The sequence below is a fragment of the Gottfriedia sp. ABJ_BB2_2 genome (genome assembly GCF_055484705.1).
In genome coordinates this window covers 576,965-602,587 of sequence record NZ_JBVFKR010000001.1, presented here as the reverse complement: position 1 = coordinate 602,587, position 25,623 = coordinate 576,965, and the positions used below count along the sequence as shown (strand labels likewise).

Genomic DNA, 25,623 nt, shown 5'->3' with positions numbered 1-25,623 from the left:
GAATTGTTTTGGTAACATCTATTATTTTTGATATTGATGGCACAATATTGGATACAGAGCAAATTGTACTAAAATCTTTGCAAAAGGTTTTAAAGAATGAACTAAATAAAGAATTTGAATTACATGAATTAAGATTTGCCTTAGGAATTCCAGGTAAAGAAACTTTGAAGAAGTTAAACATATCTAATATTGAAGAAGTTCATCCAAAATGGTCTAAAGCTGAATTAGATTTTTTACATGAAGTTACCGTATTTGAAGAAATAGAGGAAGTTATAAAAGAGTTATCTCTTAGTAAATTAAAACTGGGAATCGTTACATCAAAAACTAAAAAAGATCTTAAAGAGGGATTCGAACCATTTGGGTTAAATAGTTACTTTGAACACATAATTTGTGCATGTGATACGGTAAAACATAAACCGAATCCTGATCCACTTCTAGCTTGTTTGGAAAAATTAGGTGTTCCGAATGAGCATGCTATTTACATCGGTGATTCTATATACGACATGCAATGCGCAAAAAGTGCTGGCGTAAAATTCGCACTTGCATTGTGGGGATCAAAAACAACGGAAGGCTTTGAAAAAGCTGATTATGTATTAAACAAGCCGATGGATATATTAAATTTAGTTTGATAGAGTTTAAATGTAATAGAATAAATAAGGTATGGAAAAAAGTCGATCCTCAACATAGGAGATCGACTTTTTTGTATGAAAATTAATATAAAATCATATGTATTAGTGAATATTTAGATATTATTGAAGGGAGCTATACGCTATTGAAACGGTTAAAATATATGATGAAAGCTTTTAACAATGAGCCATTGTGGTTCAAAGTAATCATTTCTACATGTTTCCTTGCTTCAATTATATTAAGCAGTTCAATTTTTTCGCATCATGTATACTTGCAAGGTTGTTCTAAATTAGCAGCGGCTATCTTCTTTTTTGCATACGGTATTAAAATTAGGAGGAGTTTAAATAGAGCGTTAATTTTATTTGGATGTTCTCTAATTTGTATTGCACTATTTTTCATGTCAATACTTTAGGTTGATATCTAGAGCTTATTAGAAATGTAATTAGATTCGAAAGTAGATGGAAATAAAAAGGCATTTATTTTAATTAGTTCAACGATACTTTATTGTTTAAGATAAAATTTTAATAGTATGTTATAACTTATAAGATTATTTCAATAAATGAGAGGGCTGTTATTCATTTCCTTTTTACGATTTAGCAGGTTAGTAGGAAAAAATGCAGAATGTCTTAATTAAATAAATATAGTTAGAAAAATAATCGGTGGATTTTTATGGAAGACATTAGGAACGTTATAAGAATAAGTAAAACACTTAATGGACCATTTCCTAACTTTAATATTAACAATGCATCAGAACGTCCGGAAGATTTTTTTCTGGAATGGTTCCAAGAAGCTATTGATTATGGAGTATATGAACCACATACAATGACACTTTCAACAATAGATCATAATGGGTTTCCAGATGCAAGGATTCTAATTATAAAAGATGTGGATCAATATGGGTGGTATTTTGCATCCAGCTCACAGAGTGAAAAAGGTAAACAGATACATAATAATCCTAATGTTGCAATGACTTTTTATTGGTCAATAATTGGTAGACAAGTGAGAATACGGGGAAGAGCAATTGAAATGGAAAAAGAATTAAGTGCACAAGATTTTTTAAGCCGAGGTATAATAGCTCGTGCAATAGCCTTGATTGGCAAACAAGGTTCGATTTTAAAAGCACAATCTGAATTTGATGAGATACTTAATAAACAGATTGAAAATTTACAACAAAATCCAAATTTAGTGCTACCTACATGGACATTGTATCGAGTAGTTGCACAGGAAGTAGAGTTTTGGCAGGCAGATGAAGATCGTAAGCATAGGAGATTAAAATATAAACTTGATGGAGATAGGTGGATAAAAAACCTATTGTGGCCTTAAAATATACTAGTTAATAAGGATAATCACAAGATGATAGAAGTCTTTTTAGACTAAAGATAGTTTAGATGCAGAATAACATGATTTTACTTGTTTCCAGGCCCTAAAGAAAGGCGATGGTTGGATAGTAGACCCAAGTAGGAATGCAAGTAAAGCATTCCACCAGTAGATCAAGGATATTATACATTTCGAAATCTTGAAAAAAGCAAAATTCTTAGTTCAATAATGAGCCCTTTGCTTTTATTTAACTATCTTGTCATGAGTTTTGTTTAGGAAGTACAGCGAGCATTGGATGAAATTCTGTTGTCATGATTCCAGCAATAACGGCTGGATCTTCTGCAATTAGGTTTGGGACTTGAACTTTGTGTTCAACTTCAATGATAGCGATTCCATGGGGCGATGCAGGATTTCGAACGGGACCAAAGACTAAAGCGATTCCTTGGTTTTGCTTGTCCGTCCAATAAGCAATATGTTGTCCCATAATATTTCGTTCTTCATCAGTCATGTCTTGTTGAAAAGTTATTCTTGGGGGAGTAGATTTTAGCATAAAGTGCAATTTAACTGAACCATGAATAGGTGTGTTATCTGACATTCTACAATACCTCCATTTTTTCTGAATATATGAAGCGACGCTTACCTTCAATTATTTCATAAATCATCTTCAAATACAAAGTACCTACTGATTATAGCGATGTAGGTCTGTTTTAACAGTCTCAATGAAACATTCAAACTAAAATATATGAAAGGTGGAAATTACAATGCAATCTAATAAATTACATGCATGGCAGAAACAACATAATGAGCGTGTGGCAGAATTCCATAAAAATCATTTAAATAATATTGAGAATGGAAGAGGATTACTAGCTAGATGGGAGAAATTTGTTTATAACAAAGGAAAAGCACTTTTTAACATATATGAACTTCACAAAAATCATGTTTCTGAAGTAGAACGAAGTGAGAATGGGAACGGAATATTGGCAAGATTTGATAGAATTATTTACAACATTGGAAAAAAACTTTTTAAAACTACAAAATAACCTAAAGTATTATATTGTTTCTTTTATTTCTAAGTGTGCACTTGATTTAGTTAATCTAGATGTAAACCTCAATGAAAAAGTAAGTTATCAGTTGTATTACGAAATGGTTAATTTTGTGAGAAATGCTTCAAGTTTTTCTCTATACATGGTAGAATTTTGACATTCTCATATTTGGGAGAGTGGAAAGATTGAATAATTATCAAGGTAATTCACGTGCAACATTTAGAGCAAAAAGAAAAAAAACTAAATTGATTTTAATTGGATCTATTGCAATAGGACTTATACTGATTGCATTTGGATCGTATTCGATTTTTTCGTCGAAAGATAATGAGGTAGATACCAAAACAAGCATTCAAGCCTCAACAGAAAATCAGGAAAAGCCAACTGAAGAAGAGGGTTCTTCAAACAATGAAACAAATGATGATGGAGTGTCTGAAGATCAAAGTCAAACTGATGAATCAAGTAGTGATTCAATGACTGGAGATAATTCAATTTCATCAGATAGCTCTCAGTCAGATTCAACAATAGCTCCGGAAACACCAGAACAAACTGGAATGCAGCATGTTACAAACTATGATTCTAGTTCTCAAGATTGGAAGGATATGCTACAGGCGATTTCAAGTTCTACTGGAATTGATCAAAGCAATATGACTGTATGGTTTTTAGGGAGTGACAAAAGCAACCCTGGAGGCTCAGTTGGGACTGTATCTGCAAAAGAAAAAGGCTCGCCAAAATATCGTGTATTTCTACAATGGAATGGCACAGGATATACAGCAACAAAAATTGAACCTGCTTCATAAAAAGAAGATAGGGAGTACCAATAGGAAAAGGCTGTCGAGTATATCTCGGCAGCCTTTTTATTTCAAATACATTTTTGTTGGTATAGTAGGGGAGTTCCAATTAAATTTTCCTAAATTCATTTTGATTTTCCAGTATTAATTAAATCTACTTTTACTTTTACTTTAAAATCCAAGTCTGAATAGGTCTGATTCCATTTTATCTTTTTCCATTTTTTATATGAAGTACGATTGCGTATTAATGTTCCGATTCCTATCGGATCAGTCTGATCTTTTTGTAATTTGATTAACAGTTTTATTGCATTAGTTTTTATGTAATTTTCAATTTGTTTTTCTAATTCCCTTTGATACTTTTCTTTACTTATATCCATTGTACCTGTGTATTCAAGGACGCTTCCTTGGATATCTAGCGTGAATTCGACCGTCTTGTTTTTTCTCATGTTTACTGTTCTATCATTTTTTGAATTGATATCACTTAAAAAAACTTGATTCGTTTTTCTTGTTTTTTCATCATTTATATTGATCATCAAGCTGCCATTGTGAATGTTCCCGCATAATAGGTTAAGAATATTCGTTTCACTTATAGTTAATTGTGAAACATATTGATCACCTTTAAAAGTACCTAAACCCTTTAATTCAATATTGTCTTTTTCATAAGTAAAAACTGGTAAAACAGGATCAATACCATCGTCGTAATAATCTCTTAAAAATCGGTATTTGTCAGTATTTAAAATTCTATTTTGAGTTCCTAATTTCTCCATAAATGTATAAAGGTACTCAGCATTATCTGGAATAGATGGAATTTTCTTTTTTAGCAATTCTTCACCTTTTCCCTCAACAATTGCAAGTTTAACACGAGTTCCGAATTCTGGATTTCTTGAAAGTGACTCAACAATTTTATATAACCCTTTTTTAGATAGTTCTTCTCCAAACAGAAGCGTACTCTGTCCACCAACTAGCTTTAAATTAGTTAAATTTTGAAGATTGATGAAAGTTTCATGTGATGATTTTCCACTAGCAGTTAGAAACTGAGTTCCAGCCATACCTTCTTTAGAGACAGTGGGGAATAGGACAGTTGTTTTTATTGGATTATCTTGATTGTCTGATTGATCAAATGAAACGGCTTCAAGAATAGCTAAATCTTCAATTATTTTACTTCCTCCACAACCTGTTAACAATAAACAACATATGATGATCAATACAGTCATTTTATTTAGCATGAACTGTCTCCCTATCAATCAGGTTTTTAAAGATTTGAATAAAAAGTAAACATAATACAAAGAGCGGTAATGCCCAAGTGATTCCAATCGCACAATAACTTAGCAAGCTAAACCACTTTTCGACATCCACTATGGAATCTGGGAGCATTGCAAGTATAAATCCACATGCAAGTATGAAGAAAATCCAAACATTAGGCTTCATCTTTTTCATCATATTTCCTAAAAACTGCTGGGCTCCCCAGAAATAGATGACAATTATTGATAATATTTTGAAAGCAAAGACTGAGAAACAAAGGTTTTCTGCTCTTGAAAGGAAACTAACTTCTGTATACTCAAACAATGTCATAACAGGGAATAAATCATTCAGTATTTGATTGAAGCTAAAAAAACCATAGCAAATAGCTGTGACAAGGATATAACCTACCGTCGTCAGTAAATTTCCTATAAAAAGGGCCTTTGTCCATTTTTTTTCTACCATAGGGAAAAAAAGGATGGAAACTTCAATACCCAAAAAAGCTGTATAAACATGAAGTGTCCCCTTAATAAAATCAGTTCCGCCTTTAAAAAAGAAAGTTGTATAACGTGCAAATTCAAATTCTGGAATAAGATAAAAAAGCAAAAATAACATCGGTTGCACGATTGCGCATAAAACCACGATCGCTTTAGACATCTTGTAGAGTCCGCCTTTTAATAATTGAAAACTTAGTAAAATAAAGAAAAAGATAAATAAGCTGACAGGTAAATCTGGAAAAAACATCATCTTAAATATGAAAATATATAATCTCATGATCATACTTGCAATGCCAATCCAAACACAAATGATAAATAAATAGATGGGCACCATAATCCATTTGGGAACAGTCGTGTCAATGATTTCAAAAATTGACCTACCTTTACCAAGCTTATAAATTAACACAATCATTAAAATATTTATATTAACGAGTACGAAAATGAAAATGATACTAATCCAGCCATTCGTTCCAAAGTATTCGGCGGTATATCGAGGTAAACTATATAAAATAAGACTATTTTGTATCATATAGATTAAAATTGATAGTTGAAATGGATGAAGTCGTTCCTTCATAAGATCACCATTAAGTCCTCTCTTTATCTCCATCATTTTGCATCGCTGGTTGACCTTTTTTTATTTTATAGTAAGGTCCTCTTACGATACTATCCATCCATCCTTTCACAAAGGTTGGAGAAATTGGCATAAAATATGGTGAAGATAGATTTGTTAATCCTGTTAAGTGGATGGTTAGAATACCTAAAGCGAAAAATATCCCAATATTTCCCATAAATCCTGCCATTACGATAAATAAAAAGCGAATGATTCTAATCGAAGAACTCATAATATAACTTGGTACTATGAATGAAGCAATGGCCGATACTGCTACAACAATGATTAAGATATTACTAGTAATTCCAGCCTCAACTGCTGCTTGGCCAATTACAATACCGCCTACAATGCCAATTGTTTGACCGATTTTTGTAGGCAATCTAGCACCCGCCTCTCTTAGAAGTTCAATAACTATTTCCAAAAAAATAGCTTCTACAATAGGCGGAAAAGGGACTTTACTCCGAGACTGCATAATACTTTGAAGTAGAGACTGTGGAATCATTTCGTAATGATATGTACAGATAGAAACATAAAAAGCAGTTAGGATTAATGTAATAAATAAAGCCATGTACCGAAGAATCCTTACGCCTGTTCCTATTATCCAACGTTGATTATAGTCATCAGGTGATTCAAAAAAATCAAAGAAGTTAGAGGGAGTACAAAAAATGTTTGGACTATCATCCACAAGTCCGAGGACTTTTCCAGCATATAGTTTTGATACAGCTATATCAGGTCTTTCGGTCGTATAAAATTGTGGAAATGGTGAATTTTGATGATCATCTATTATTTGTATCAAAACGTTGGAATCTGTTATGGAATCAACTTTTAATGATTGGATTCTCGCTTTTAGATGATCCACAATATCTATATCAGCAATACCCTCAATATAGATTAAAAGAACTTTTGTTTTTGAAATTTCTCCAACAGTTAAAGTTATCATTTTTAAGCGAGGTGTTCTGACTCTTCTTCTAATCAACGAGACATTCGTATGCAGTGCCTCATTAAATGAATCATGTGGCCCATTTATGACTGTTTCTGATTCAGATTGTTCTATTGAACGTTCCTCGAATCCCGATACACTGATTAAGTATGTATTGTCTCCAACAAACATTGCGACATTACCATCTAATATTCCTTTAATTACTTTCTCTTGATTGTTTTCAAGTTTATATAGAGATTGTTGAAAAAATTTATCTAAAATATTGAAATTCTTTTCTCTTAAGGGTGAAAGGATTTCCCACTCTAAAGTTTGAGAATCTACTAACGAATTTAAAAAAATAATTCGAATTTCATCTTGATTGAATGAACGATGTACGAGGTCGTAACCATTTCCTAATTCAGTAAGTGTTTTTTCGTAAGATGCATCTAAAGATTTCATTTGATTAGTAGCTTCTTTCATTGTTTTAACGTCGTTTGAAGCTTGTGAACCACTATTCAAATGCTGCGTTTTAGGCACTTTAACAAAATCTGTGTCTTTTTGTAAGAAAATTTTTTTGAGCTTTGTTCCAAAGCGACCCATTCACGAACCTTCCTTTTAATCCAATATATTGTTTTATTATTTATCAATCATTCTACAATTATGTATTTTCATCACTTTACAAATTGATAAGCATAACATTGGTTCATGAATTGTCTTGATCAGATACAATTTGTCGTTATTGTAATCAAAAGAATAGAAGGATTTTCATCTAAATTGAGTTATTATATTTAAGTAAAGAAATAGTTTTTATCCTTATCTAAGGAATATCAATATATAAAAATCATTTCGTCAACTTAATTTAAAGGTGACTGATTTGATAGTTCCTTACTATTCTGATGTCGTATAAAGAAAGGAGTTTTAAAATGAAAAAGTTAGATGAATACTTTGAAACTGCGATGGAAGCCTGGGGAATGATGCAAAAAACTTCGGATGATGAAGGTGCAGAATGGGCTGAAAGATTTGAACGCTATTTTTATGAATTTATTGATGAATTGAAGAATTGGTGGGAAACTCTTGATCCAAAACCAATGAATATTGAGGAAGCTGAAGAGCTACCAGAAATAAAAAAATGGTTGGAGCAAATTCCTGGTCCTGTACAAATAAATTTCTTAACAGAACTAGAAGATATCATAGATGGTATTGATACAGTCCGTTTTGATTAGTGAAAGAGTTGTTTATCACAAAAATGTTTTCTTCTAACAAGACTCTACGAGGAGAAATAATGGCTTTATGATACGATTTTATCCATTAGATTGAATGTACGTAAGTAGAGTAGTCAATAGTTGATTAAAATATCAAGATTCATTAACGCATTTGAATCGTATTTTTAAAATTTTGGAGGTTTTAAATGTTTAACGGTGAGACTTTATTTGCATCAGATGACGCATTGGTTTTATATGTCTACTTCCCAATAATCATAAAATTGGTACTTCTTTGTATCGGTATTTATTTTATCATTCAAATCATTAAATTCATGAATGTGAAAATAAATTTAGACAAAGAAAGAAATGAAAAAATAGATGAATTAATTAAAATGGTTAGTACAAATAAAAGTGAATTATAAGTCACTAAGACAAAAAAGCAGAATTATAAATTATAAATTATAAATTATAATAACGGGTTTCTTCTAGGAGAGAAAACAATTTTTTACAGTATGAATTGCTATGTATTTCGCAACAAAATAACACCATAAATAACACTTATAGAGAATTGATTTAACAGTCAATTCTCTTTTTTATATTTGGCTCCGTTTCTGTTAAAGAAGACTGTTGATTTCCATTCCAGGTACTTCGCTTTACATGGGACGTGACTTGAGTCTCCTCCGAAAGGTAGGCATGCTAAAACCACGACGTCCTGTCGTAACACATGCATGACCCACATCCTGTGGGGTGAACCCGTTAATATTAGAAATACTCTTTTAGTAATTCTCTTTCATACATACAGCAAGAAATAGTCAATAAATAACCCTAAGTTGTCAACATAGGGTTATTTGTGTTTGTTTATAGTTATCAAAAAAATGACAGGGAAAAGCCTACATAAAAAAGTAATGAAATAATAAAACGTAAACCATGCTTTTAGAATGTGTTACTTCGTGTTATTTATTCGGGAGATTTTTAAATTAATTTAGCATAGCAAATGGGTTTTGATATCATAATAAAGGTAAAGGAGATGATAAAATGAAACATGTTAAGGCACTAGCAATTAAATTTGTTTCTACTCTTATTTTACTTTATATAATCCTTGGATTATTTTATGACATGTCATTTTCAAATGTCTTTTTGATTTCTCTAGTTCTTGGTATAAGTGCATACTTAATTGGTGACTTGTTCATCTTATCAAGAACAAATAATACAATTGCAACAATAGCTGATATGGGTTTAGCGTTTGCAATTATTTGGGTAATGGGATCAAATTTAACCTATGGGAATAGTTTATTCTTTCCATCTTTAATATCTGCAATATGTTTGGGTGTATTTGAATACTTCTTCCATAAATATGTTTATAATCACGTGATAAATTATGAAGGACAATCAGAGAGAGTACACAATGGAAATTTAAGATATCAAACTGAAGCATCTGAAGAATTAACACCGGAAATAGACGATCTGGAAAAACATAAATAAATGAAAAAAAGTAACCCTGTACTAAAGCTATAGGGTTACTTTTTTCATTTATTAAAATTAAACGTTTAATATCTCATAACGGGTTTCTAATATACAGGTGTACAATATTGCATAAAATTAGGATGATTCCCTTTTGTAATTTGATTATACAATTCGCGAATCATTTTTGTAATTGGTCCTTCTTGTCCGTATCCAATCTGTCTTCGATCAATTTCTATAATTGGTTTGATGCCAATTGCTGTTCCAGTAAAAAAGACTTCATCAGCTGAATATAGTTCAGTTCGAGAAACGCTTTGTTCTTTCACTGTCATCCGAAATATAGTTTCTGCTAACATCATTACAGTTTCCCTAGTGATACCTGCTAAAATGTCATCAGAAAGTGGGGGTGTAATTAGTTGATTGTTTCGAACTAAAAATACATTTTCTCCTGGACCTTCACTTACATTTCCTTCCTCAGTTAAAAAAATTGCTTCATCATAACCATTTAAAATAGCCCCGGCAGTTGCTAGTGCCGAATTCATATATCCACCAGTTGTTTTAGCTTGAGGAGGAATCATATTGCTTCCATTTCTTATCCAAGACGAAATGCAAACTTTCAATGATTTTTGTGGTAGATAGTGACTTATCGTTTCATAAATCATCACTCGGTTATATGGATCATTTAAGTCAGGCCTTAGCGTATCTCCACCTTTAAAGCAGATTGGTCGTATATACGTATCCTCCTTTATATTATTTAAACGTAATAATTGTAACGTCCACTCACTTAATTGCGAAGGTGAAAAAGGGATCTCCATATGTATTGACCTGCCTGAGTGGAAAAAACGTAGATAATGTTCATATAATCGAAAAACATATAATTGTTGATGCTCTTCATTCCAAAAAGCTCGAATTCCTTCAAAAAAACCTAATCCGTAGTTAAAACCTTTATTTCTCAAACTAATTGATGTTGTTGATTCTTCAACAAATTGACCTTGGTCAAAAATGTAGGCTATATAAATCACCCTTTATTCTATTTACTTATATAAAAGCTTATTCGGTTTCAAGTAAAGAATGCTTATGAAGGAACGTTAAAGTTAATTAGAAATAGAGTCCAATTAGAATACATATACTGTCAACAAGATGCGGGGCAAAAAGAATGCATCTAAAAATAGCCTTAAATTTGGTTTTTGAAGCTTTTCTCGTTTATAATAATATTAAAATAAGATTAAAAATGAATTAAGAATCTTTAACTAGTATAAGTAAATGATAAAATAAGAGAATATGGAGGGAGTGATACTGTGGAAAAAAAGTGGGAAGTTGCAATTGATTCACTCTCAAAAATAACAGTTTTTTCAAATCCCAACAATGAACCTGTAACAATTTGTGGTGACTCTGATGATTTAAAGTGTATTGGTGTGGGAACCGATGCGGCAGTATTTCAATCATATTTTGTTCCGGAGTATGCATTTAAAGTTTATGCAAAGGATAAAGTACATAAAATTAAAGTTGAAGAAAATATATATCATAAGATCGGTGACTCTCCTTTCTTCTCAAGGTGTTTTGGATCATATGATCAATTCCTTGTTTTAAGTTATGAAGAAGGGAAAACGCTATTTGATTGCCTTTTACTCGGTATTCACGTTCCACAGCAGGTGATTGATGATGTGGAAGCTGCTAGAGAAATTGTTAGACAAAAGGGGCTAAATCCTCGCGATATACATTTGAAAAATATTTTATTACAAAATGGAAGAGCAAAAATACTAGATATCTCAGAGTATAATCAAACTGGGAATGATTTTAGATGGGAGCATTTGAAAAAAGCTTATGACGATTACTATCATTTAATTGATGGTACTAGTGTCCCTTCATGGGTGTTAGAAACAATTCGAAAGTGGTATAACCATCGGAATAAGTATTTTTCATCTTACGAGGAGTTTATGAAAATAGTTTTGAAGCTAACATCGTTTAAAAAATGAAATGACTAGATATCTTCTAGTAAATCAATATGAGTATGTGAATTAAAAAAACTTGATCATAAAAAGTTGTTTGAGGAATGAGTTACATTTAGTAACTCATTTTTTATTATGTGATAGGCAGGGTTGTTATAGTAGTAAGTAGAATGTAAAGATAGAAAGTAAGAGAATTTCATCGTCATCATATGTTTGTGAATGAAGGGGAAATAATTGTACTTACGATTCTGTGAAATATAAATAATATTGTAGAAGAATAAGTAGAACATCTTTGATGAAATATTGGAGGAAAATGTATGTTGAATCAAAAACGAATCAGAGAATATGGTGTGAAAATAGGAAAATTGGAAACTGGTAAACATAATGCAATTACAGATGTTGAAGGAGTTACTGTTGGACATGTTACCTTAAGTGATGGGGATATACAAACAGGTGTAACTGCAATACTACCTCATCAAGGGAATATGTTTAAGGAGAAGTTAATTGCTTCAACACATATCATTAATGGATTTGGTAAAACAATGGGAACAATTCAAATAAACGAACTTGGTACCATTGAAACACCAATTATTTTAACGAATACACTAAGCATTGGGTCAGCTGCCGATGCATTAATAGAGTATATGCTAGATCATAATCCGGAAATAGGTAGAACGACGGGAACTGTCAATCCAATCGTTTGTGAATGTAATGATATGTTTTTAAATGATGTTAGAGCTAGAAATATTACAAAATATCATGTGCTAGAAGCATTAAACAATACATCAACAAAAGTGAAAGAGGGTACAGTTGGAGCAGGTACTGGAATGCTCTGTTATTCATTAAAAGGTGGAATTGGTACATCTTCAAGACTGATGAATATGGAACATGGGACATATACAATGGGTGTTTTAGTATTATCAAATTTTGGTATATTGAGTGATTTAAAAGTAAATGGAAAGGCTGTAGGAGAAGATTTGAGTAATGCTATCCTTGAATCACGAGAGGAACAAGATAAAGGGTCGATCATAATCATTATTGCAACTGATCTACCGGTATCCGAAAGGCAACTTAACCGAATCATAAAAAGATCTATCACAGGGCTTTCAAGAACGGGTTCTATTATCACAACTGGAAGTGGAGAAGTAGTCATTGGATTTTCGACGGCTACTAAAATACCGCACGAAAAAACACCTCATTGTATTTCAGTTCCAGTAATCCATGAAGAAGATATTGATCTAGCATTTAGAGCGATTGGAGAAGCTACTGAAGAAGCTGTTTTGAACTCTTTAGTAACAGCAACACATGTTGTTGGAAGAGATGGTAATGAAAGACCTGCTTTTAAAGATTTATTATCTACTCACAATGTGCAATTAATATAGTTCAATTACGAATTATACTTCTATTAAAACATTAAAACATAACTAAAGCATATTCAAAAAACCCTTGATACCATTTGGTCCAAGGGTTTTTGTCATTAGGTCAAAATATATTGAATAATTTTAAATATGGAGTTGTTCTAAATTCGTTTTGATCTACACTATCAAAAATATCAGATCTAGGAATTTGTAGTATGTTAGCTGCTTCTTGTTCATCAATATCAAGGTCATGCATGATGTTAGTTATTTTAGAATCTAATTTATATCCCACTTTCTTCAACTCCTTTCATTAATCATAGTTTTGACAAGAAATTTTTATTGAATACAAATTTAAATGATTTGTTACGTTTTCTACATGTCTTTGTAATGAAAGACTATTATTCTAATCATTAAATAGTATTCGTCAATGTGTAAGTTTGAAAGGAAGGTTAAATTAAAAACATAAATTCATTTTAAAAAATTTCTTGGAACTATTTTGGATTGGACACATTTTGAAGGATGCATTAATAAAATAGAATATATTGAATTGAAGGAGGGGTGTAGGATGTTTGAAATCTATAATGTAGCAGTCATTCCACTCATCATAGGGATTGTTGAATTATTCAAAAGAGGCGGGTTACCAGCAAAATACGCTCCATTTGTAAGTGTATTTTTTGGCTTACTTTTTGGAATCTTTTATATAGCAAGTAGTGTAAAAGAAGGAATCGTAGTAGGCTTAATGATTGGATTATCAGCTACTGGACTTTATAGTGGTACAAAAAATGTTATGAATAAACCAGAAGAAAAGTAAGTAAGCAACCAATTAGGTTGCTTTTTTTATTTGGAATTAGTACTTTAACATTAATTTGTTTTAAAACATAGATGATTGTGAAAAAATGATAAGTAGATTACTATTAAATAAAGAAGCGTATTGTTTAAAAAAGGAGTATATTTATGGCTAACAATTTATCACATATTGAAAAGAGTGAACTAACGAAATATATCCCGCCTAAAGGGGAATTTACAAAATTTGCATCTGATGAAGAGTATTTAGAAAAAGGTCAATTGTGGGGACTATTTAATAAGAATCCAAAACATGAATTTTTATTTAAAGGTCAGGATTATCAACGAATCGTAAAAATTGTTGGATATGAGACTTACGGCGTCACTGCTGAGTACCATACAATTATTATTGAATTCGAAGATGGACATTTATCGAGCATTCATCCAGCGTATTTAAAAGAAATGCAGTCTCCTAATTTTAAGAAGGTTTATATTGTTGATGAAAATGCAAATAAAACAACTGAAGTTAAGAGTGAAGATACTAAGCCAAAAGAAACGAAAAGTACGGCAACAACGAAGGCTTCAAAAGCGAAAAAAGAAACGATCACAATCGTTCTTCCAACAGAAAAATCTCATTTCAATGGAACTGTTAAGGAATTTTCAACAAAATACAATCACTTTAATGATAGCGAAGAAGAAATTGTCATTTGGGAAAATGTCATTGTGAAAAGTGATCCTGAATTAACGATTGGAGATGCTTGGTGCTCACTTAGTAAATCCTTGAAAACGGCAGAATTAGAGGTGGGAGTTTCTTATCAATTTGATGGAAAAGTTGTAGATAAAAAATTAAATAAAGAAGTGAAATATAAGCTAAATAATCCTTCAAAAGTTACGAAACTTTCATAAAAAACAACCGCTGTACATTTTTAAGATGTAATCAGCGGTTGTTTTTTTACCTTTATGAAGCTACTTCCTTAGATTCTATTTTTCGTTGTTTTAGAAGGAAAATAGCTAGACCGAATAAAATAATCGAGATGCCAATACCTTGTTGTAAAGAAATGATTTCATCCAAAATAAAGTAAGCCAGGATACATGTTCCGATAGTCTCCCCCAAAATACTCATAGATATGACGGTAGTACTTAGCCACTTTAATAGCCAATTAAAAATGGTTTGACCTAAAATTGTAGCAATGAATGCAATCCCGATAAATGACCACCAAGTTTGTTCTGAATAATTGAAGAAGGGTTCATTGAGTGAAATAGCATAAATACATAAGAATAAAGAGCTACTTGCATATCCGATAATTGAATAAGGTACAAGCGAAAGTGTTTTCCGAAAATGTTGGCCAACAAAGAAATAAGCAGTAATGACACCTGCTGCAATAAAAGCTAAAATATCACCTAACAAAGCTTGGCCGCTAATCTGAAAATCCTGCCAACCAATTACAATACTACCGGCAATTGCAACAACACAACCGAGTATTGCTCCAAAACTAAAGCGTTCCTTAAATAAAAAATAGCCGCCGACCATTGAAAAAAGTGGCTGTAAAGTAACAATCACGGTTGAACTTGCTACAGAAGTGTAATGTAGAGACTCAAACCATAAAGCATAGTGTGTTGCTAAAAATAATCCTGATAATAAGCCGAGACCCCATTGTTTTTTTGACAATGATTTTAATTCCTGTTGATTCTTTTTGCTCCCTATTAAAAAAGGTAAAAGTATCAATGCTGCAAAAAGCATTCGGTAAAAGGCAGTGATCGAGGCAGGTGCGTCTGCTAATTTCACAAAGATTGCAGAAGTAGAAAGTGCAAATACTGCAAAAAATAAAAAAGCATATGATATAAGCGGTGATTTCAAATGATTCCCCCCAGTTTGTATTCGGTTTCAAGTTTACTATTAAATTAGTATAGAATATTTATAGAATTAAAAAAAGTATTAGATTGATTAGTTTGGATACGAACCATATTATGTAATTAATATACAAAAAACCCCTATTACTTGTTTAAGTAATGGGGAGCTTTGCTTTACCAATATTCATGTAAGTAGTTTATGTTTGGAATCATCTTTGAATGACCACGCCAGCTCCAATTGAAACTCTGGATGATACCCAAATGGTCCGCCTGGATTTGGATCCTTATTGATAATTGTATAGGTTCCTGCTGGTGTTGGCGTCAACATTTTACCAACACCAATAGGGTAAGTTTTTAGTAGTTGGCTGCCATCAAAAAGTTTTAACTGATGTCGAGACGTTGATATATGAATCCAAATACCCAAAATCATCAACTCCATTTTTAACTAGTATATGAAGTCAATTAGGCAAGTGTTCAATGATAAATATATAGGTATTAGTATCATTCAATAAAAAAACACCTACTATGAATCAGTAGGCGTTTAATGTTTCATGTAAGAAAAGTTGAAATTGTTAATTTGTGAGGTTTAACTTTTTTAAATAAAGATAAAACCAATATGCTATTGTAAAAGGAATTACATAGGACAAAATCGTCCAATATATGCTCCAACCATTTCCGTAATTTACATTTTCTACAATCAGGTAGCAGTATTCTAAACCTGTTGTAAATAGTGAAAGTAAAATAATCAAAATATAAGGATGTTTGTATTTTTTTATAAAGTAAATTAAATAGCAACCTAATACAGGATAAAGTCCAATATTAAATGGCATCTCGGAAAGTGGGTGATCAAAGGGCTGTACTTTCCAAAGTTCAAAATAAATCCCAATATCATTTATTGTATATGCAAGAAAAGAACCAAATGGAGCGATGAGAACTAAAAGAGTTTTATCTTTAAGGTTTAGATGAAATATAAAAATAATCCAAGGAATCACAAATCCAATGATAAAATTTAATGCCATATGTTCTCATTTCCTTTTTATTTTAGCATTTCCTTTTTTGTATATGTTTAATCTTTTGGGAGCAGTATGCAGTTATTAGAGAAATTGAGATAAACAAAATCTATGAAATGAAATAACCCAAAAAGAAGGATAAGAATAGAATGAAAATTAGACCAGCAACATTACTAGATTTAAAAGAAATCATGTTCATTGAGGAAGAAGTCATAAAAAGCAAAAGTAGGAAGATGATATTAGAAAGTCCATTATTCAAAATAGATGTGTAGTAGGAAGTATTGATGAAAGTATTTGTGGCTTCCTGATATTTCATCATCATTTTTTTGGACAATTTTTTGTTGAGTTAGTCATTGTGAGTCCGAGGAAGAGAAGACGTGGAGTTGCAAAATGCCTATTAAAATATATAGAAGAATACTGTCAAACTAGTAAAATTTTTTCATCAACAAATCAATCAAATCTGCCAATGCAGGAAGTATTTAAAGCATTAGGTTATGTAGAGAGTGGGATTATTCACAATTTGGACGTAGAGGATCCTGAAATTATTTATGTAAGACTAATGAATGAATAAATTGGAAAAAGAAAAAAGTAGATTTGTCAATTTATCTTCTGACTTTGTTGATATATAAACTAGTCAATGAAAAAATTAATATCATGTTGATTTCCACTACAGGATGCTCGCTTTCCGAGGGGCGAGACCTGAGCCTCCTAAAAAGGTAGGCATGCTAAAACCACGACGTCCTGTCGTAACGCATGCATGACCCACATCCTGTGGGCCCCCTGCGGGGTCTCAGCCTTCCCGCACTTCCCACAGGAGTCGATCAACATCCGTTCCAATCAACTTATTCATAAGAAAATGATTTTCGATTTAACTTTCCTCTAACTATTAATTTTAAAAAGATATCATCCTTTACAAAACTTAATAATAAAGTTGAATTCATTTTTTACCATGCGGATTTGTAGACCTGGTATAAGTAACATGATTCTTAGCATTATATTGTTCAATAACCATTTATTTTCCATTTTGACATTTGTATTATTTAACAAATTGAGAAAATAAGTAGATTTGTCTACTTATTTTCTTTTAAATCTCCAATAGGGTATTCAAAATAAGGTTCATCTTGATTTGAGTCTTCGAAGTATTTTGTTCCTTTATAAATAAAACCTACTTTTTCAAGGATTTTTAAGGAGCCAACATTTTTAATGTTTGCAGAAGCCGTGATCAAATGGACGCTACCGTGTTGTTTAGCAAGTTCTAGGCAAGCTTTAACTGCTTCAGTTGCATATCCTTTTCCCCATGAGTTTTTATTGAAATGGTAAATTAATTCTACTGTGTCGAGATTCCCAGATATATTAAAACCTGCTGCACCAATAATATTGCCAGAAATCTTTTCTTCCACAGCATAAACTGATAAACCTGTTTTTTCATGGCATTTACGATATCCGATTATGATTTGAAATAAAAATTCCTCAGTTGTTGAACCACTGCAAAGGGCCATAACATCGTCATCACCCCAAAAGAACTTTGTTGCTTCAAGATGTTCATCTTCAAATGTTCGTATCGATAATCGTTTAGATTCATAAAGTATAGTCATCACAAAAGATCCTTTCAATTTTATTGAAAATATGTATTCCTTTTTAATTATTCATCTAAAGTTATCAAATCTCCTATTATGAGCTATTTTCTATTGTGAAGATTTAGAAATACAGTAAACTTTTAGAAAACTTTTATTGCTTTTATTCTATTAATCTATGTGAAATGAATAGAATATATAAAAACTCCAATTAAACTTGGGGAGGAGAGGGCAGGTTATGGATTTTAAAAAGGAATTCATATTAAAAACAAAAGAAATTTATAAAGAAACAGTATCAGAGAATCATGCCTATACAAAACTTTGTAATAAATTCGAGTCTTATTTTACTGATTTGAAAGTGTCCTTAAAGAAAGAAATAGAAGCAGCTGATGGTGAGTTTGATATATTGATAGATGAATTTGCGTCAACAAAAGTAGTATTTTTCGATAGAGAGCTGGAAATTAAAATTGATGAACCATTAATTGAAGTTCTTGTTAAGTATTTTGATGATATTACGAATGAGAATATAGAAAAAACGATAGATATAATTGAATATAAAGATGGTGCATATAATAGTCAGGTGTTTCAATCTCCAATTACTAGAAATATTATTGATAATTATTTAGCAGTAGCTTTCCGTGAAGACTTAGAAAAAAATGTTTCAAAAAAAAATTTTGAATAACATTAATGATTCGCACAAACTTGATTAAATTTATTAGGGGAGTTAAGTAAGTCATAATTTCCATGAATTAAAAAAATCAAAACAAAAGAGCCTGGATCGCCAAGCTCTTATTTTTTTGAATTAAGATTAAAGTTTCTTTACATTAAACCGTAAAACTGTTTTTAATTTTTCAGGCGGTGTTTTTCGAGCATCAGAAATATAAATTTCCTTATGGGTTTTTTCAAGTCTTTCTAAGTTGTTTTGAGCACAAAATTCTTCCATTTTAGCAAAAGTTGCTGGTTCAAGATCATAGCTTCCATTATGCATAGCTTGGACACATAGTCCTTCTGTTATCGTTTCGAAACAGACCTTATCAATATCCAATTGAGACTTTTTTTCTTTAACACTATTAACGGCAAGCTCAAAAACTTCTTCTGTTACAAAATCCGGTTGTCTAATCATTAGTTTGTAAACGAGATGGTCTTTAATTAAATAGTTCAATTTCCTACCTTGTTCATCTAGATCCCAGAATCCTTCTAATGGAAAAACTGTATATTCATAATATCCATCGGGTGTAAACCCTTTCTTTGGCATCATTCTTACAGCATAGGACAATGAATATAAAGCTTCAATATACTTTGTGAACTGTTCGGAATTCGGGTTACCAGTTCCATTCATTGTGAAATATTTCATCGATGGTACGTCAATAACGGCAGGATCGTTTTTAGGTAAATAAACTTCTTTTAAATGTTTTCTCCATTCAAACTTACTCATTTTAAACCCCTTATTATTTAAAATTAGAAATATGTAAAGATAATAAAAAGGCAATCACAGTTTATGTCATTGCCTTCAAATTCATTAATGATATGTACGGTATACACCAATTACTTTACCTAAAATTGATACTTGTTTTAGTAAAATAGGAAGTAGAGCGTCATTTTCTGGTTGTAGTCTGAAATGATCACTTTCTTTATAGAAGCGTTTAACAGTTGCTTCGCTATCTTCAGTCATTGCTACAACAATTTCGCCATTTTCAGCAGTAAATTGCTTTTTCACAATTACTAGATCTCCATTTAAAATCCCAGCATTCATCATACTGTCACCTTCAACTCGAAGCATGAAAACTTGTTCATTTGCAGGTGCAACACTAGTTGGTAATGGAAAGTATTCTTCAACATTTTCAACTGCAGTAATAGGAATACCGGCAGTAACTTTCCAAATCACAGGAATATTCATAATGTCGCTATATATTTCACTGTAAACAGCTTGAGCTTCATTTACTACTGGGCTACTGTCTCCCAGAATTTCGATAGCACGAGGCTTAGTTGGGTCTCGGCGGATAAATCCTTTTTGTTCTAATCTTTCTAAATGTCCATGTACAGTAGAGCTAGAAGCTAGTCCAACAGCTTCAGCAATTTCTCGAACTGATGGTGGATACCCTTTAACTTTTACTTCATCTTTAATATACTCTAGTATTTCAGCTTGTCTTTTAGATAACTTATTCACGTAAATTTCCCCCTTACCTGTAAAGTAGATAATACGTTCCTCTTTATTTTTTTAATTATATCATGATAGGATAATATATACAAACGTTAGTTCGTTTTTTTCGAAAAGTAGTTTTCATGTTCGTATGGGGGTATCAGCTAATGAATGCAATTATCTATGCAAGAGTAAGTACAGCAAAGGATTCACAAGAAACATCACTACATAGACAAATAGTTGAGCTGTCTGACTTAAGTGAGCGGATGGGAATGTGTATTCTAAAAACAATAAGCGAACAAGCAAGCGGCTATGTTGTGGAAAGAGAAGGTTTAATAGAATTATTTGAAACCATTAAAGAAAATAAAATAGACGCTATACTTATTCAAGATGAAACACGTCTTGGTCGTGGACATGCTAGAATTGCCATTTTACACTTTCTAAAAAAAGAGGGAATTAGACTTTTTACATCTTCTCAAAATGGCGAATTTCAATTAAGTGAAAGTGATGAAATGGTTCTTGAAATATTAAGTATTGTAGAAGAATACCAAAGAAAAATACATAATATGAAAATTAAAAGAGGTATGAGAAAAGCTGTTGAAAATGGTTATAAACCAGAGAGAAACTTAAAAGGTAGCATAAATGGCGGAGGAAGAGAGAAAAAAGAATTGCCAATTACAGAGATTGTTCGCTTACGTCAAAATAATTTAACGTTTGAGGAAATTGCAGCTACTTTAAGAGGATTTGGTTATGATGTCTCTAAAGCAACGGTTAATAGAAGATATAATGAATACATTGATGAAGTATCAAGGATTGAAAGCTAAGCAAATTTATTGTAAGATATGATAATTGAATCGTATCATTCAATGAGAGGAGAAGGTAAGATGGTTTCACCTAAAACTTTAAATAGGATCAATGAATTATCAAAAAAGTCTAAAACTGATGGATTAACTCCAGATGAAAAAATAGAGCAAGAAAAATTAAGAAAAGAATATTTAGCTGATTTTCGTTCTCGTATGGTAGATGAATTAACTTCTATTAAAATAGTAGACGAGAAAGGTAACGATATTACACCTGCAAAGTTAAAAGTTGCAAAAGCAATTCGAAAAAGGAATTTACACTAAGCGGAAATATTTATTTCTGCTTTTTTTCTATTTTATGACAAGAAGTTCTAAAAATTGTTAAAACTAAGTGATAGTTATTGTAATAAATCATACGAAACTATATGATAATATTTATGAATAAACTAAAGGAGCGAAATTTATGTCTACTAATATTGAACAATTAGCAATTAATACGATTCGTACATTATCAATTGATGCGATCGAAAAATCAAATTCAGGTCACCCTGGAATGCCAATGGGTGCTGCACCAATGGCATATGCATTATTTGCAAAATTTATGAATCACAATCCAAAAAATGCAAAATGGTTTAACAGAGACCGATTTGTGTTATCAGCAGGTCATGGTTCAATGTTACTATATAGCATGCTTCATTTATCAGGTTATGAAGTTACAATTGAAGATATTAAAAACTTCCGCCAATGGGGTAGTAACACGCCTGGTCATCCAGAGTTTGGACATACACATGGTGTAGAAGCTACAACTGGTCCTCTTGGACAAGGTATTTCAATGGCAGTGGGTATTGCATTAGCAGAACGTCATTTAGCAGGTACATATAATAAAGAAGATTTAAATGTTGTTGATCATTTTACATATACAATTTGTGGTGATGGAGATTTAATGGAAGGTGTTTCAGCTGAAGCAGCTTCATTAGCTGGTCACTTAGGTTTAGGAAGATTAGTCGTTCTTTACGATTCAAATGATATTTCTTTAGATGGAGAGTTAAATCGCTCATTCTCTGAAAGTGTAGAAGATCGTTATAAAGCCTATGGCTGGCAAGTTATTCGTGTTGAAGATGGAAATAATTTAGATGAGATTAATGCTGCAGTTCAAAAAGCTCAGCAAGAATTATCTCGTCCAACTTTAATTGAAGTTAAAACGACGATTGGTTACGGTTCTCCTAATAAATCAGGTAAATCTAAATCTCATGGTGAGCCACTAGGTAAGGAAGAAACAATTTTAACTAAGCAAGCTTATGCATGGGGATATGAAAATGCATTCCATGTACCAGAAGAAGTTTATGCTCACTTTAATAATGTGATTGTTGAAGCTGGTGCGAAAAAAGAAGCAGAATGGAACGCTACTTTTGCTAAATATGAAGAAAAATATCCAGAACTTGCAGCTCAATTAAAAAATGCAATTGAAGGTAACATTTCAACTAATTTAGAAGATGCACTTCCAAAATATGAATTAGGTAAGAAAATTGCGACTCGTTCTTCATCAGGTGAAGCAATCAACGCAATTGCAAACGTATTACCTAGCTTCTTCGGTGGTTCAGCTGACTTAGCTGGTTCAAACAAAACATATATGAACGGTAAAGGTGACTTTACTAGAGAAAGCTATGATGGTCGTAATATTTGGTTTGGTGTACGTGAATTTGCAATGGGAGCTGCATTAAACGGAATGGCGCTTCACGGTGGACTAAATGTATTTGGTGCTACTTTCTTTGTATTCTCTGATTACTTAAAACCAGCAATTCGTCTTGCTGCTCTAATGAACTTACCTGTAACTTATGTATTCACACATGACAGTATTGCTGTTGGTGAAGATGGACCAACACATGAGCCAGTAGAACAATTAGCTTCATTTAGATCAATGCCAAACATTAATGTTATTCGTCCAGCAGATGGAAACGAAAGTTCAGCTGCATGGAAAATTGCTGTTGAGGCAAAAGACACACCAACAATGTTAGTTCTATCTCGTCAAGATTTACCTGTTTTAGAAGGTACGACATCTGATATTTACGAGAAAGTATCTAAAGGTGCTTATGTAATTTCACCAGCTAAACAAGACAAAGTGGATGTAATTTTAATTGGTGCTGGTAGTGAAGTTCAATTAGCTGTAGGTGCACAAGAAAAATTAGCAGCAGAGGGAATTTCGGCTTCAGTTGTATCAATGCCTTCTATGGATTTATTTGAGAAACAATCTGAAGAATATAAGCAATCAGTTCTTCCAAAAGAAGTTACAAAACGTGTTGCTGTTGAAATGGGTTCTTCATTCGGATGGCATAAATATGTTGGATTTGAAGGAGAAGTACTTGCGATTGATACGTTCGGTGCTTCAGCTCCAGGTGGATTATTAATGGAGAAGTTTGGATTCACTGTAGATCATGTTGTTGAAGCTGCTAAAAAAGTATTAGGCTAATAGGTCAAATAAATTAAAAATGTAAACGAAAAAATAATATTCGACAAAACTAGTTGATATTCTATTCCTTAAAAAGACAAATATTTTAGGTGGAATTTTATATAATTTCCTTACTGATAGTTGTTAGGAGTGGACAAGTTATGCGAGAATATAAAATTTATTTAATAAGTGAACCACTTTCTATAGAATTTTATGGTAGAGAGCATAAAATATATCAACTAGTGAACGAATATTATTACTCGTCAAAAGAACTGAGAAAAATAATTGAAAAACAATTACAATATATTACAGAACCAATACCTTTATTTGAGCTACACACATTTATTCGCAAAAATAATCCTTATCAAATCTACTTTCATGAAGAAACCGGAGAGTATCTTCTAGAACTAGCTGATGGTGCGAAAGCGCAGCTAAAAATGAATCCAGGTGAATTAATTTTGTATGCAAATGGCTGCTTAGATGCTGAAACGATCTTCTTTGAACTCTTAAGGAAATTTCGCTCTACGTTTCTTGCAATAGATGTTAAGGATGAAAGATTCGGTTGGCTACGACCAATTGCGTACCAAAAGTATATTTAATAAGATAAAAATGCATAATGCTCTTGTATAAATAGGTTTGTTTTAGTAAAATTGTTCTAGATGATTTTAAGGAGGAAGCAATAAATATGTGGTTATATATTCTAGTCGGAGTACTAGCATTAGTTGCTGGTGTAGCGATTGGATTTTTCATAGCTCGTCAATATACAATGAACTATCTAAAGAAAAATCCACCAATCAATGAACAAATGTTAAAAGTTATGATGGCACAAATGGGTCAAAAACCTTCACAAAAGAAAATTAATCAAATGATGAAGGCTATGAATAATCAAAAATAATTAGTCTTTATGTATCTAGATCTTATTGCTTTTATTAGAACTTGTGTAAGTAGTTCTAACCTGCGATAATGTCTTATCAATCATACAACTAATCCAAAACCGCTTTTCATTGGAAATAATCCAATGGAGAGTGGTTTTTTAGTTGAATGTAACTAGTTATATTTCACTCCACTTTCCCTGAAGCACAAACATTCCTTTTCACTCTTGAATAGGATGTTTTGAAAAGGGGAGTGAGTAGCTTGAATTGGAAACCAATCATTTTTATTCTCGTATCAGTTGTATTATTGTTTTCTATAATCTTCGGAATAGTGAGCAATAAAGAAGATTCGTCTCGAAATCATGATAAGCAGGAGCAAAAAGTTCCTTCTACTAAATCCATTTATTGGGGAGTGGATTCTGCTTCATATACAACGAACCAATTATTATCTTGTGTGAAAAAAGGTTTTGGAACCCCTGAGATTTGGGGTAGGTATCTTGGCACGAAAGAAGATGTATCTAAGGGAATTACAAAAGAAGAAGCAGCATTTTTGCATTCAAACAAAATGAAAATCTTGTTAATAAATAATCAATTTGTTTCTGCAACAGGTTACAAAAATGGTGTAAAGCAAGCACAAGTCGGGGTGAAGCTAGCAAGGGGTTTAGATGTACCAAAAGGAGTTGCGATTTTTGCAGATATTGAACCAACATATGAAGTCGATGCTGAGTTCATAAAAGGGTATTACGATGAAATGAAAAAGCTTGGATATATTACAGGGATCTATGGTGTTTTTGACAATGAACAAGATTTATCAAAGGCATATAAACAAGCTGCAAAAGAAAATCAAACTTTAGGTATAGAAACGATTTTATGGTCTGCATTTCCACAACGGGGTATAACAACAAAAACAAAGGCACCAGAATTTTCAGCTGGTGGACCAAGTGACTCAAAACTCTTAGGTTGGCAATATGGTATAGAGGCAAGTGAATGTAATATTGATACCAATTTATTTAAAGGTGAATTAATCAAATATCTATGGTAGTTTAACTATCTCTATTAAAATGCACAAGCAGAGAACTGTTTGTGCATTTTAAAAATCCTGAGATTTACAAATATTTTTTATGTTATAATTGACCC

31 protein-coding genes and 1 pseudogene are annotated in these 25,623 nt (G+C 32.0%); 20 read left to right on the top strand and 12 right to left on the bottom strand.

Annotation, left to right across the window (positions count from 1 at the left end):
• The first annotated feature begins 8 nt into the window (after window positions 1-8).
• On the top strand, window positions 9-629 hold the full coding sequence (locus tag ACX6U0_RS03210; protein ID WP_464958559.1) for an HAD family hydrolase: 621 nt from the start codon (window positions 9-11) through the stop codon (window positions 627-629).
• A 667-nt stretch (window positions 630-1,296) separates the two neighbouring features.
• On the top strand, window positions 1,297-1,950 hold the full coding sequence (locus tag ACX6U0_RS03205) for a pyridoxine/pyridoxamine 5'-phosphate oxidase (protein WP_464958558.1): 654 nt from the start codon (window positions 1,297-1,299) through the stop codon (window positions 1,948-1,950).
• 253 nt (window positions 1,951-2,203) lie between these two features.
• Here the strand turns inward: ACX6U0_RS03205 and ACX6U0_RS03200 are convergent, their stop codons facing one another.
• Window positions 2,204-2,539 carry a YciI family protein gene (locus tag ACX6U0_RS03200; RefSeq protein WP_464958557.1) on the bottom strand — a complete coding sequence of 112 codons (336 nt, stop codon included), beginning with the start codon at window positions 2,537-2,539 and terminating at the stop codon, window positions 2,204-2,206.
• A gap of 166 nt (window positions 2,540-2,705) precedes the next feature.
• On the opposite strand from ACX6U0_RS03200, the gene ACX6U0_RS03195 reads away from it, so the two are divergent.
• Window positions 2,706-2,984 (top strand): hypothetical protein, encoded by a 279-nt coding sequence (locus tag ACX6U0_RS03195; RefSeq protein ID WP_464958556.1) that lies wholly within the window; start codon window positions 2,706-2,708, stop codon window positions 2,982-2,984.
• A 188-nt stretch (window positions 2,985-3,172) separates the two neighbouring features.
• Window positions 3,173-3,784, top strand: coding sequence for a YrrS family protein (locus tag ACX6U0_RS03190; RefSeq protein ID WP_464958555.1), 612 nt, complete (start codon window positions 3,173-3,175; stop codon window positions 3,782-3,784).
• A 116-nt stretch (window positions 3,785-3,900) separates the two neighbouring features.
• Here ACX6U0_RS03190 and ACX6U0_RS03185 read toward each other — a convergent pair whose 3' ends face one another.
• The 3 genes from ACX6U0_RS03185 to ACX6U0_RS03175 are packed head-to-tail and all read right to left on the bottom strand — an operon-like array spanning window position 3,901 to window position 7,640.
• Window positions 3,901-5,001, bottom strand: coding sequence for a Ger(x)C family spore germination protein (locus tag ACX6U0_RS03185; protein WP_464958554.1), 1,101 nt, complete (start codon window positions 4,999-5,001; stop codon window positions 3,901-3,903).
• Complete coding sequence (locus ACX6U0_RS03180; protein WP_464958553.1) at window positions 4,991-6,085, bottom strand: GerAB/ArcD/ProY family transporter; 1,095 nt, start codon at window positions 6,083-6,085, stop codon at window positions 4,991-4,993. Before ACX6U0_RS03180 ends, ACX6U0_RS03185 begins: the two co-directional genes overlap by 11 nt.
• A 10-nt stretch (window positions 6,086-6,095) precedes the next feature.
• Window positions 6,096-7,640, bottom strand: coding sequence for a spore germination protein (locus ACX6U0_RS03175; RefSeq protein ID WP_464958552.1), 1,545 nt, complete (start codon window positions 7,638-7,640; stop codon window positions 6,096-6,098).
• Between the two features lie 323 nt (window positions 7,641-7,963).
• On the opposite strand from ACX6U0_RS03175, the gene ACX6U0_RS03170 reads away from it, so the two are divergent.
• The 3 genes from ACX6U0_RS03170 (at window position 7,964) to ACX6U0_RS03160 (ending at window position 9,724) form a co-directional block, all read left to right on the top strand.
• Window positions 7,964-8,263 (top strand): hypothetical protein, encoded by a 300-nt coding sequence (locus ACX6U0_RS03170; protein ID WP_464958551.1) that lies wholly within the window; start codon window positions 7,964-7,966, stop codon window positions 8,261-8,263.
• A gap of 185 nt (window positions 8,264-8,448) precedes the next feature.
• Complete coding sequence (locus ACX6U0_RS03165) at window positions 8,449-8,664, top strand: hypothetical protein (RefSeq protein ID WP_464958550.1); 216 nt, start codon at window positions 8,449-8,451, stop codon at window positions 8,662-8,664.
• Between the two features lie 613 nt (window positions 8,665-9,277).
• Complete coding sequence (locus ACX6U0_RS03160; RefSeq protein WP_464958549.1) at window positions 9,278-9,724, top strand: YndM family protein; 447 nt, start codon at window positions 9,278-9,280, stop codon at window positions 9,722-9,724.
• 86 nt (window positions 9,725-9,810) lie between these two features.
• Here ACX6U0_RS03160 and ACX6U0_RS03155 read toward each other — a convergent pair whose 3' ends face one another.
• Window positions 9,811-10,725: a branched-chain amino acid transaminase gene (locus ACX6U0_RS03155; protein ID WP_464958548.1), complete on the bottom strand. Its 915-nt coding sequence runs from the start codon at window positions 10,723-10,725 to the stop codon at window positions 9,811-9,813.
• A 276-nt stretch (window positions 10,726-11,001) separates the two neighbouring features.
• Here ACX6U0_RS03155 and ACX6U0_RS03150 point away from each other — a divergent pair, with 276 nt between their 5' ends.
• Both ACX6U0_RS03150 and ACX6U0_RS03145 read left to right on the top strand, forming a co-directional pair.
• Window positions 11,002-11,679, top strand: a complete 678-nt coding sequence (locus ACX6U0_RS03150) for a serine/threonine protein kinase (protein WP_464958547.1) — start codon at window positions 11,002-11,004, stop codon at window positions 11,677-11,679.
• Window positions 11,680-11,969: 290 nt separating this feature from the next.
• Window positions 11,970-13,034 carry a DmpA family aminopeptidase gene (locus ACX6U0_RS03145; RefSeq protein WP_464958546.1) on the top strand — a complete coding sequence of 355 codons (1,065 nt, stop codon included), beginning with the start codon at window positions 11,970-11,972 and terminating at the stop codon, window positions 13,032-13,034.
• A 100-nt stretch (window positions 13,035-13,134) separates the two neighbouring features.
• On the opposite strand, the gene ACX6U0_RS03140 is transcribed toward ACX6U0_RS03145, so the two are convergent.
• On the bottom strand, window positions 13,135-13,302 hold the full coding sequence (locus ACX6U0_RS03140; RefSeq protein WP_464958545.1) for a hypothetical protein: 168 nt from the start codon (window positions 13,300-13,302) through the stop codon (window positions 13,135-13,137).
• A gap of 273 nt (window positions 13,303-13,575) precedes the next feature.
• On the opposite strand from ACX6U0_RS03140, the gene ACX6U0_RS03135 reads away from it, so the two are divergent.
• Both ACX6U0_RS03135 and ACX6U0_RS03130 read left to right on the top strand, forming a co-directional pair.
• A complete protein-coding gene (locus tag ACX6U0_RS03135; RefSeq protein WP_464958544.1) occupies window positions 13,576-13,821 on the top strand; it encodes a hypothetical protein in 246 nt (81 codons plus the stop codon).
• Window positions 13,822-13,964: 143 nt separating this feature from the next.
• Window positions 13,965-14,699, top strand: coding sequence for a hypothetical protein (locus ACX6U0_RS03130; RefSeq protein WP_464958543.1), 735 nt, complete (start codon window positions 13,965-13,967; stop codon window positions 14,697-14,699).
• A 52-nt stretch (window positions 14,700-14,751) separates the two neighbouring features.
• On the opposite strand, the gene ACX6U0_RS03125 is transcribed toward ACX6U0_RS03130, so the two are convergent.
• The 3 genes and pseudogenes from ACX6U0_RS03125 to ACX6U0_RS03115 all read right to left on the bottom strand — a co-directional run bounded on the left by ACX6U0_RS03125 (window position 14,752) and on the right by ACX6U0_RS03115 (window position 16,663).
• On the bottom strand, window positions 14,752-15,651 hold the full coding sequence (locus tag ACX6U0_RS03125; protein ID WP_464958542.1) for a DMT family transporter: 900 nt from the start codon (window positions 15,649-15,651) through the stop codon (window positions 14,752-14,754).
• A 249-nt stretch (window positions 15,652-15,900) separates the two neighbouring features.
• Window positions 15,901-16,074: pseudogene (locus tag ACX6U0_RS03120) on the bottom strand (L,D-transpeptidase); the annotation flags it as partial.
• A 142-nt stretch (window positions 16,075-16,216) separates the two neighbouring features.
• Entirely contained in the window at window positions 16,217-16,663 is a 447-nt protein-coding gene (locus ACX6U0_RS03115) for a CBO0543 family protein (protein ID WP_464958541.1), read from the bottom strand.
• Window positions 16,664-16,803: 140 nt separating this feature from the next.
• Between ACX6U0_RS03115 and ACX6U0_RS03110 the strand changes: the two genes are divergently transcribed.
• Complete coding sequence (locus tag ACX6U0_RS03110; protein WP_464958540.1) at window positions 16,804-16,926, top strand: hypothetical protein; 123 nt, start codon at window positions 16,804-16,806, stop codon at window positions 16,924-16,926.
• Window positions 16,893-17,225, top strand: coding sequence for a GNAT family N-acetyltransferase (locus ACX6U0_RS03105; RefSeq protein WP_464958866.1), 333 nt, complete (start codon window positions 16,893-16,895; stop codon window positions 17,223-17,225). The genes ACX6U0_RS03110 and ACX6U0_RS03105 overlap by 34 nt, the downstream gene beginning before the upstream one ends.
• 499 nt (window positions 17,226-17,724) lie before the next feature.
• On the opposite strand, the gene ACX6U0_RS03100 is transcribed toward ACX6U0_RS03105, so the two are convergent.
• Window positions 17,725-18,249: a GNAT family N-acetyltransferase gene (locus ACX6U0_RS03100; protein ID WP_464958539.1), complete on the bottom strand. Its 525-nt coding sequence runs from the start codon at window positions 18,247-18,249 to the stop codon at window positions 17,725-17,727.
• Window positions 18,250-18,466: 217 nt separating this feature from the next.
• On the opposite strand from ACX6U0_RS03100, the gene ACX6U0_RS03095 reads away from it, so the two are divergent.
• On the top strand, window positions 18,467-18,910 hold the full coding sequence (locus ACX6U0_RS03095) for a hypothetical protein (RefSeq protein ID WP_464958538.1): 444 nt from the start codon (window positions 18,467-18,469) through the stop codon (window positions 18,908-18,910).
• A 126-nt stretch (window positions 18,911-19,036) separates the two neighbouring features.
• Here the strand turns inward: ACX6U0_RS03095 and ACX6U0_RS03090 are convergent, their stop codons facing one another.
• Together ACX6U0_RS03090 and lexA are read right to left on the bottom strand one after the other, a co-directional pair.
• Window positions 19,037-19,663, bottom strand: coding sequence for a GyrI-like domain-containing protein (locus ACX6U0_RS03090; protein ID WP_464958537.1), 627 nt, complete (start codon window positions 19,661-19,663; stop codon window positions 19,037-19,039).
• A gap of 84 nt (window positions 19,664-19,747) precedes the next feature.
• Window positions 19,748-20,395 (bottom strand): transcriptional repressor LexA, encoded by a 648-nt coding sequence (gene lexA / locus ACX6U0_RS03085; RefSeq protein WP_464958536.1) that lies wholly within the window; start codon window positions 20,393-20,395, stop codon window positions 19,748-19,750.
• 140 nt (window positions 20,396-20,535) lie between these two features.
• Between lexA and ACX6U0_RS03080 the strand changes: the two genes are divergently transcribed.
• The 6 genes from ACX6U0_RS03080 to ACX6U0_RS03055 all read left to right on the top strand — a co-directional run bounded on the left by ACX6U0_RS03080 (window position 20,536) and on the right by ACX6U0_RS03055 (window position 25,528).
• Window positions 20,536-21,192: a YneB family resolvase-like protein gene (locus tag ACX6U0_RS03080; protein WP_464958535.1), complete on the top strand. Its 657-nt coding sequence runs from the start codon at window positions 20,536-20,538 to the stop codon at window positions 21,190-21,192.
• 60 nt (window positions 21,193-21,252) lie between these two features.
• Window positions 21,253-21,492 (top strand): DUF896 domain-containing protein, encoded by a 240-nt coding sequence (locus tag ACX6U0_RS03075; protein WP_464958534.1) that lies wholly within the window; start codon window positions 21,253-21,255, stop codon window positions 21,490-21,492.
• Between the two features lie 139 nt (window positions 21,493-21,631).
• A complete protein-coding gene (gene tkt, locus ACX6U0_RS03070; protein WP_464958533.1) occupies window positions 21,632-23,635 on the top strand; it encodes a transketolase in 2,004 nt (667 codons plus the stop codon).
• A gap of 140 nt (window positions 23,636-23,775) precedes the next feature.
• Window positions 23,776-24,213 (top strand): sporulation inhibitor of replication protein SirA, encoded by a 438-nt coding sequence (sirA, locus tag ACX6U0_RS03065; protein WP_464958532.1) that lies wholly within the window; start codon window positions 23,776-23,778, stop codon window positions 24,211-24,213.
• Window positions 24,214-24,293: 80 nt separating this feature from the next.
• Window positions 24,294-24,509 carry a YneF family protein gene (locus tag ACX6U0_RS03060; protein WP_087998293.1) on the top strand — a complete coding sequence of 72 codons (216 nt, stop codon included), beginning with the start codon at window positions 24,294-24,296 and terminating at the stop codon, window positions 24,507-24,509.
• 230 nt (window positions 24,510-24,739) lie between these two features.
• A complete protein-coding gene (locus ACX6U0_RS03055) occupies window positions 24,740-25,528 on the top strand; it encodes a glycoside hydrolase domain-containing protein (protein WP_464958531.1) in 789 nt (262 codons plus the stop codon).
• Window positions 25,529-25,623: the final 95 nt, after the last annotated feature.